This is a genomic window from Paenibacillus montaniterrae (genome assembly GCF_018403185.1).
In the GTDB taxonomy this organism is placed as follows: Bacteria; Bacillota; Bacilli; order Paenibacillales; family Paenibacillaceae; genus Pristimantibacillus; species Pristimantibacillus montaniterrae.
The window spans coordinates 1-523 of sequence record NZ_BOSE01000035.1 but is presented as its reverse complement, the minus strand read 5'-3'; the positions used below and the strand labels follow the sequence as shown (position 1 = coordinate 523).

The window sequence follows — 523 nt, the reverse complement described above, 5'->3', positions numbered from 1 at the left end:
ACCCGGTAAACCTGTTGGTCCTGTTGGTCCTTGCTCACCGGAAGGCCCCTGGGTTCCCGTAGGCCCTTGAGGTCCAACCTCTCCTTGAGGCCCTGTCGCTCCTGTTAGCCCAGAGAAACCTGTCGGCCCAGCCGGTCCCGTGGGGCCTGTTGGGCCTGTACTACCATTAGCCCCTGGTAGACCCGGTAAACCTGTTGGTCCTGTTGGTCCTTGCTCACCAGAAGGCCCCTGGGTTCCCGTAGGCCCTTGAGGTCCAATCACTCCTTGAGGTCCAATTGGTCCTTGAGGCCCTGTCGGCCCTGTTGGTCCAGAGAAACCTGTAGGCCCAGCCGGTCCCGTGGGGCCTGTTGGACCTGTTGGGCCTGTTGGGCCTGTACTACCATTAGCCCCTGGTAAACCCGGTAAACCTGTTGGTCCTGTTGGTCCTTGCTCACCGGAAGGCCCCTGGGTTCCCGTAGGCCCTTGAGGTCCAACCTCTCCTTGAGGCCCTGTCGCTCCTGTTAGCCCAGAGAAACCTGTCGGC

1 protein-coding gene is annotated in these 523 nt (G+C 61.4%); it reads right to left on the bottom strand.

What is annotated here, in order from left to right; translation table 11 throughout:
- On the bottom strand, nucleotides 1–523 hold a 523-nt coding region (locus KJS52_RS27595), incomplete at both ends, for a collagen-like domain-containing protein (protein WP_246563965.1).